Annotated in this window: 5 protein-coding genes; 2 read left to right on the forward strand and 3 right to left on the reverse strand. The window is 70.6% G+C overall.

The annotated features are described in order from the left end of the window. A partial coding sequence (locus tag I71_RS27625; protein WP_042701596.1) for a helix-turn-helix domain-containing protein occupies positions 1 to 205 on the forward strand: 205 nt, incomplete at its 5' end. A 104-nt stretch (positions 206 to 309) separates the two neighbouring features. After that, entirely contained in the window at positions 310 to 1,023 is a 714-nt protein-coding gene (locus I71_RS27630; protein ID WP_042701599.1) for a hypothetical protein, read from the forward strand. Between the two features lie 22 nt (positions 1,024 to 1,045). Here the strand turns inward: I71_RS27630 and I71_RS35315 are convergent, their stop codons facing one another. The 3 genes from I71_RS35315 to I71_RS27645 form a co-directional block, all read right to left on the reverse strand. Then, a complete protein-coding gene (locus I71_RS35315) occupies positions 1,046 to 3,754 on the reverse strand; it encodes an SUMF1/EgtB/PvdO family nonheme iron enzyme (protein ID WP_159107443.1) in 2,709 nt (902 codons plus the stop codon). A gap of 299 nt (positions 3,755 to 4,053) precedes the next feature. Then, entirely contained in the window at positions 4,054 to 5,922 is a 1,869-nt protein-coding gene (locus tag I71_RS27640) for an adenylate/guanylate cyclase domain-containing protein (RefSeq protein WP_042701602.1), read from the reverse strand. A gap of 58 nt (positions 5,923 to 5,980) precedes the next feature. Next, positions 5,981 to 6,235, reverse strand: coding sequence for a hypothetical protein (locus tag I71_RS27645; RefSeq protein ID WP_042701605.1), 255 nt, complete (start codon positions 6,233 to 6,235; stop codon positions 5,981 to 5,983). Positions 6,236 to 6,449: the final 214 nt, after the last annotated feature.

Genomic DNA, 6,449 nt, shown 5'->3' on the forward strand with positions numbered 1-6,449 from the left:
GCCTTGGCAGCCGGGGGCGGAGGGGCTGCGGCTGGACATCAAGCTGTCGCAGCAGCAGCTGGGATGCCTCGTCGGCGTCTCGCGCGAGAGCGTCAACAAGCTGCTGAACGAGTGGCAGCGTGCCGGCGTGATCGAGATGGACGCCGGCTATATCGTCATCCTCGACAGCGACGCGCTGGACGACATCGCCGAATCCTGCGGCTGAGACGTCCGTTTCACGCAGGCTGTGAGCCGCACCACAGCGCCCGGACCCGAACGCCTCCATCATGCTCCCCACACCCGGCCGCCAGCCCCGAGGGAGCACCCGCGATGACATCGCCCCGAACCGTCCTGCTGCCCACCATTGCCGCCCTGCTGCTGACCGCCGGGACCGCCGCCGCACAGGTCACCGGCGGCATCGCCTTTCCACCCGGCCCGATCCCCGGCGCGGCGATGGCCCAGGCTTTCGCCCAGACGCCGCGCCTGCCGGTGTCGGAGAACCCGACGCCCCGTGGCGCCCCTCCCGGTGCGATGGTCACCAACCCGTCGGTCCGCCGGACCTCCGTGAACCAGCAGGCGATCACCCGCATCCGCGGCGATGCCGGCTACCTCGCCGGCTTCAACAAGGGGCAGCCGCTGGCCGCCAGCCGCCAGCCGCCGGTTCAGCCGGTCGATCCCAGCTTCACCATCATCGACGCCCCCTTCATCGTGAACAATTTCAACAGCGCGCTGAACTTCGCCTTCGGCGACGGCAACATCAGCCAGCAGCAGCTCGGCGACGGCAGCGCCGGGCCGACGGAGAAAGCCGCACCGGCCCCGGCGCCCGAACCGGCGCAACCGCCCGCTCCGGCCCCCGCTCCAACCGCCAAGCCCGCCGGCCCAGCGACGCTGGACTTGCTGATGAGCACCGCCGGGCCGCTGCCGCATCTGCCCGCGGCGCTCGCCAACGGCGGCGTGCAGGTCAACAACGTGAACAGCACGACCAACACCGCAATCGGGATCGGCAACCGCGCGACCCAGAAGACCGTCACGGTCCAGCGCTGAGCGCCATCACGTCCGGCCGCCGTCAGTTCACCTCGCGCGCCACCCGGAACCCGTTGGTGAGATAGCGGACGTCGATGTCGTAGCTGTTGCGCATCGTGTCGTTGATGGCCTCCTGCCGGTCACGCCAGGACCCGCCACGCAGCACCCGCTTCCGGCAGTTGCCCTGGGTCCAGGCGCTGCCGTCGGCCGGAGCGCCCTGGTAGTTCTTGTTCCAGCAGTCGGCCACCCATTCCGCCACGCCGCCGTTCATGTCGTGCAGGCCGAGGGGATTGGCCTTGTAGCTGCCCGCCGCGGCCGGGGTCATATGTTCGTGCGGGCCGCCGCAATCGTCGCAGTCGGCGTGAATCCCCTCCTCCACTCCCCACCAATAGGGTGACGCGGTGCCGGCGCGCGCAGCGAATTCCCATTCCGCCTCGCTCGGCAGGCGATAGCGCTGCCCGGTCTTGCGGCTGAGCCAGGCCACATAGGATTGGGCATCCTGCCAATGCAGATTGTGGACGGGCGTCCCGTCGGTCGGATTGACCATGCGCGGCATGTCGGTGCAGCCGCCCTCCTGGATGCAGGCCCGCCACTCGCCGACCGTCACCTCATACATGCCGAGCGCGAAGGGCTTGGCGATGGTGACACGGTGGACCGGCCGTTCCGACGGATCGCCCTTGTCGTTCCCCATCATGAAATTGCCCGCCGGCACCCGCACCAGCACCGGACAGGTCGGGCAGTCCTGGAAGCTGTTGCCGGCCCCATGGTTGCGCGCCGCCCCGTTCGCCGATCCATTGCCGGACCCGTTGGCCGGTGGCGGCGGTGCGGTCGCTGCCACCTGCGGATCGGCCGGCGGCGGTGCCGCGGCCTGGGATGCCGAGGGAGGCGGCGGTTCACGTTTCAAAAGCGCGGCCGCGACGAAGCCCTGGGTGCCGTCCTCCAGCGCGATGCGGTACCACCCGCCCTCCGGCACGCGGCCCAGAACCTGCACCGTCGCCCCGCGCGCCACCTTGCCAACCCGCGCGCCGCCGTTGGCCGGCGTCGCCCGCAGGAGTCCGTCGGCGGTGACGCTGTAGCGTCCGGGTTCGGCCGGCTCCAGTCCGGGTCCTATCGCCGCTTCCGGTTTCGCCTCCGCTTTGGGCGGCGGTTCCGCCGGCTTGCCGGCAACCGTCAGCGCCTCCAGCTGGCGGCGGGCCATCGGCGCATAGCCGCCGGCGCCGAACAGCTGCAGGAAGGCCTGATAGTCGCCGGGCTCCTTGCTGGCCTGGATCTTCTTCCACAGGCCGTCCTCCAGCTCCGCCACCGGCGTGGTGCCGGGAGCGGCGATGTCGACGCTGACGCTTGCGTTGGCGGTGCCGCCGCGTCCGTCATCGACGCTGTAGCGCAGGCTGCCGGCCGGGCCGGGCGCTGCGGCCTCCGGGTCGAAGGTCAGGGCGGTCAGCGCCTGGACGGTCACCTTGTCCCCCGGCTTCACCACGGCCGCACCGGTGTGGACGCTGCCGCGCTCGGGCACCGCGGTGATGGTGACGGTCAGCGGGTCGCCGTCCGGGTCGGAGGGAGCGTCGATCCCCATCGGGTTGCCGGCGACGCGCAGCTTGCGCTCCGCCACCACCGCCGGCGGCTGGTTGCTCGCCTTGATGGTGACGGGGATGGCGCCGGTGGTCATGCCTCCGCGACCGTCGGCGACCAGGAACTCGAAAGCGCCGGCATCGCCGCGGAAACTGCCGTCGGGCTTGAAGCTGGTGGCCGCCAGCTGCTCCACCGTCAGGTAATCGCCGATCAGCACGCTGCGTTCGCCGACGCGGACGGTGCCGCCCCGCGGCAGCCCGGTGACGCGGGCGTACATCTGGTCGTCGTCGGGATCGGTCGGCTTGCCGGGAGACAGCGGCTCCGCCCCGGCCCGGTCGAGCACGGTCAGCGCCCGCAACTCCCCCAGCACCGGCGGCCGGTTGGGCGGGCGCGGGTTGAAATAGAAGGGTGTGGCGCCGAGCGAGCCGTAGACGAACGGCTCCTGCCGGCCGTTGGTGGCCTGCTTCACCGTATCGCGGACATTGCGGAAGAACAGGCTAAGTTCCAGCCCCGGCGTCTGAAGATGCTGGAGCAGCGCGGCGCTGAAGGGGCTGTGGTCGCCGGTTCCGTCCTCGGCCAGCTGGTCGGCACGGGTCGCCATCGCCACCAGCGTGTCGCTGGGCGCGTCGTCGACGCTGCCGAAGCCGGGATGAGCCTGGTTGCGGTTCGAGCCGCTGCGGGTCAGGCGGTCGACGAAGGGATTGTTGCGGCAGGCGTCGAGGATGAGGATGCCGAGCTTGCGCGCGCCGGCCAGCTCCCCCATCGGCAGGTTCAGCGGGATCGCCTCATAGACCAGATCGCGTTCCCGCTCCAGCTGGGCATCGGCCGGCAGCAGATAGTTGACGCCGTTCACCTGGATGCCGTGCCCGGCATAGAAGATCACCGCGACATCCGCCTGCGAGGCCTTCAGGCCGAACTGGCGCAAGGCGGTGGCGAAGCCGCGGGCATCGAGGTCGTATTGTTCGTCCACCGTGAAGTTCAGCGCCCGCAACGCCTCGCCGATGGCCTTGGCGTCATTGCGCGGATTCACCAGTTCCGGCGCGTTGCGGTAATTGCTGACCCCGATCACCAGCGCCAGACGGCTTTCCGCGACACCCGGCGGTTGACCGCCGGGTTGACTGCCGCCAGCCGGGCCGGCCGCCTCCGCCCGGGGCGCCAGGACGACGAGCACCAGCAGCAGCATCGCAAAAATCGTCCGGCAGGGTCCGACCGGTCCCACCATCCCCGCCTCCGTCCCCGTGCAAAGAGGCGCCGCATTCCGTCGGTCATGATCGACCGGAAAGGTCACCGGCGAAGCTTACGGCGCATAGCGGATGGCTGTTCGAAGTGATTCCGGAAATTGCCGGCATCCCGCCATGGTTGGCAGAAGCATACCATGGCTCGAATCGATGCCAAGGCGCCCCTTCAGCCTGAAACCGGCAAAAGAGGAGATGCCATGCCGAAGTGATTACTTCCTCTATCGAGCAGAAGCGATGATGATTATCACCCGCGACCATCGGTATTTTCGTCGTCGATCAGCAGCCAGATCCGCACCGCCTTGACCTTGCCCTTCAACGCCACCTCGCCCACCGGCAGTGCCGTGCAGCGGCCCTGCAGCGCCGACTGGACCGCCTGCCAGGTCGGGTCGCCGACGATGATCCGGCAATGGCGGGACGTGCGCTCGTCGACCATCTTGCCATAGGCTTCCAGCCGGGCGGCGGTGTTGGCGGTGTCGCCCAACAGCGAGTATTCGCTGTGCCGCAGCCCGCCCAGGCTGCCGGCGACCAGCGGACCGGTGTGCACGCCGACCCGGATGCCGACCCGCGGCAACCCCTCCGCCTGCCATCGCCGGTTCAAGGCCGCCAGTTCCCGTCCCATCTCCAGGGCGCAACCGACGGCACGACCGGCGTCGGCATCGATCTCCGTCTGTGTGGTGCGCGCGACCGGCGCGCCGAAGACCGCCAGGATCGCATCGCCGACGAAGCGCAGCACCACCCCGTCATGGGCGGTGACAATGCGCACCATGGCATCCAGATAGCCCTCCAGCCAGCGGATCAGCGGTTCCGGCTCCAACGCTTCGCAGATGGTGGTGAAGCCCTCGATGTCGGAGAACAGCACGGTTGCGGTCAGCTGCTGCGGGCGCGGGCGGTTGCCGGCCATGAAGGTGGCGCGTTCCCGCCAGATCTCCTCCGCCACCGGCTGGGAGACATGGTTGGCGAACAGCTGCATCATGACGCGCCGGTCGGCCCGTTCGCGCAGCGACATCTGCACGGTCATCGCGGCGAGACCGGCCCCCCAGGCCAAGGCCGGCGCCACCAGCGGCACCAGCGGCCCGCCCGCAGCGAGCAGCGCCATCGCCCCGGTCCAGGCCGCCGCCGGCACCAGCAGCCCCGCCGCCGCCAGCAGCCACAGCGGCAAGCCGGCCAGCGCCACCGCCACCCCGACCGCCGCCATCAGCAGAGCCAGCGCCGCCTCTCCGGCAAAGGGCAGCCGCGGATCGCTCCGCCCGTCGAGAAGCTGGGCCAACACATGCGCCTCGATCTCCACACCGGGCGTCGAGGCCCCGGCGGGCGACAGCGGCGTGCGATGCTGGTCGATGCCGGCCAGCGCCGTCCCCACCAGCACCATCCGGCCGGACAGCCAGCTCTTCGGCAGAACGGCGACGGCCTCGGCAGGATAGATCGCGAAGGGCGCGGTCGAACCGTCCGGCCTGCCATGCCAGTCGATGCGGAAGGGCTGCGCCGGCACCCCCGGCACACCGGCGAGGCGGGCAAGCTGCACCGGCAGGCTGGGCGTGCCATCGTCGCCGAACGGAACGTGCCAGCGCACGGCGGCATCCAGCCGGTCCTTCGCCAGATTGGCGTGACCGCGCGGCATTCCTTCGATGAAGCCGTCGAGGAAGCGGCGCTGCCGCTCGGTCAGCGGTGTCCGGTCCAGCGCGGTGATCGCCACCACCGGAACCGCTGCGTTCAGCATGGCACGGCGCAGCCGCTCGTCCAAAGCCGGCAGGGTCGGCTGGTCGAACAGCACGTCGATGCCGATGGCGCGGACCCCGGCCGCCGCCAGCAGGCCGATGATGTCGGCCAGCATGCCACGATCCACCGGCGACCGGCAGGCCAGTCCGGCGAAGCTGTCCTCCCCGAACAGCACCAGGGCGATGGCCGGATGTTGCGGTTGCGCCGGGGCGGCCGCGGCGATCAGCCGGTCACCGAGACTCTCGTCGGCAGTGCGCAGCGGCGGCACCCAGCGCGTGGCGGCAAGCGCCAGCAGGGCACTTCCCAGGATGACGGCACCGGCCAGCCATCCGCGCGACCATCCGGGGCGATCCGGCGCAAGGTGGGCCGGCGGCGGATCGCCCACCGCCGGTTTCAAGGGGCCGGGAGCCTCCGGCCCTTCCCCCGGATTAGCCGGCGGACCGTCCATCCGTCCCTCACCGAACCTTCAGGATCAGCTGGGCCGAGGCCACTTCGGTCTCGCGCAGGCGGGACACCGCGCGGTCGAGCTGGACGGCGGCCTCCTCCGGAAGCGGACGGAAGGCGGCGGCCCGGCCGGGCATCTCGCCGTCGAGATTGCGGCTGGCGGCAATGCAGCGCACCTCCAGATCGGCCGCACCCTCGCCGGCCCGCAGCGGCATGCGGTCGCCGGACAGGCTGATCGGCACATTGCCCATCACCCGGGCGCTCATCGTGGCCCAGCCTGTCTGTCATCAAGCAGGACTATCTGCTGATCCTCGGCATGGCCCGGAGCGGGTTCCAATCGCTCCGCACCAGCCGCGCGAGATCCCCGCGGCACTAGCCGTCCGGCGGCGACCGGCCGGCCGGACCGGTGCAATCGCCTTACATCGCCAAGCCGCCGCTTGCATTGCGGCCTCCCGCACCCCAAAGCTTACCCCTATGACG

The organism is Azospirillum sp. B506 (assembly GCF_000333595.1).
GTDB lineage: Bacteria > Pseudomonadota > Alphaproteobacteria > Azospirillales > Azospirillaceae > Azospirillum.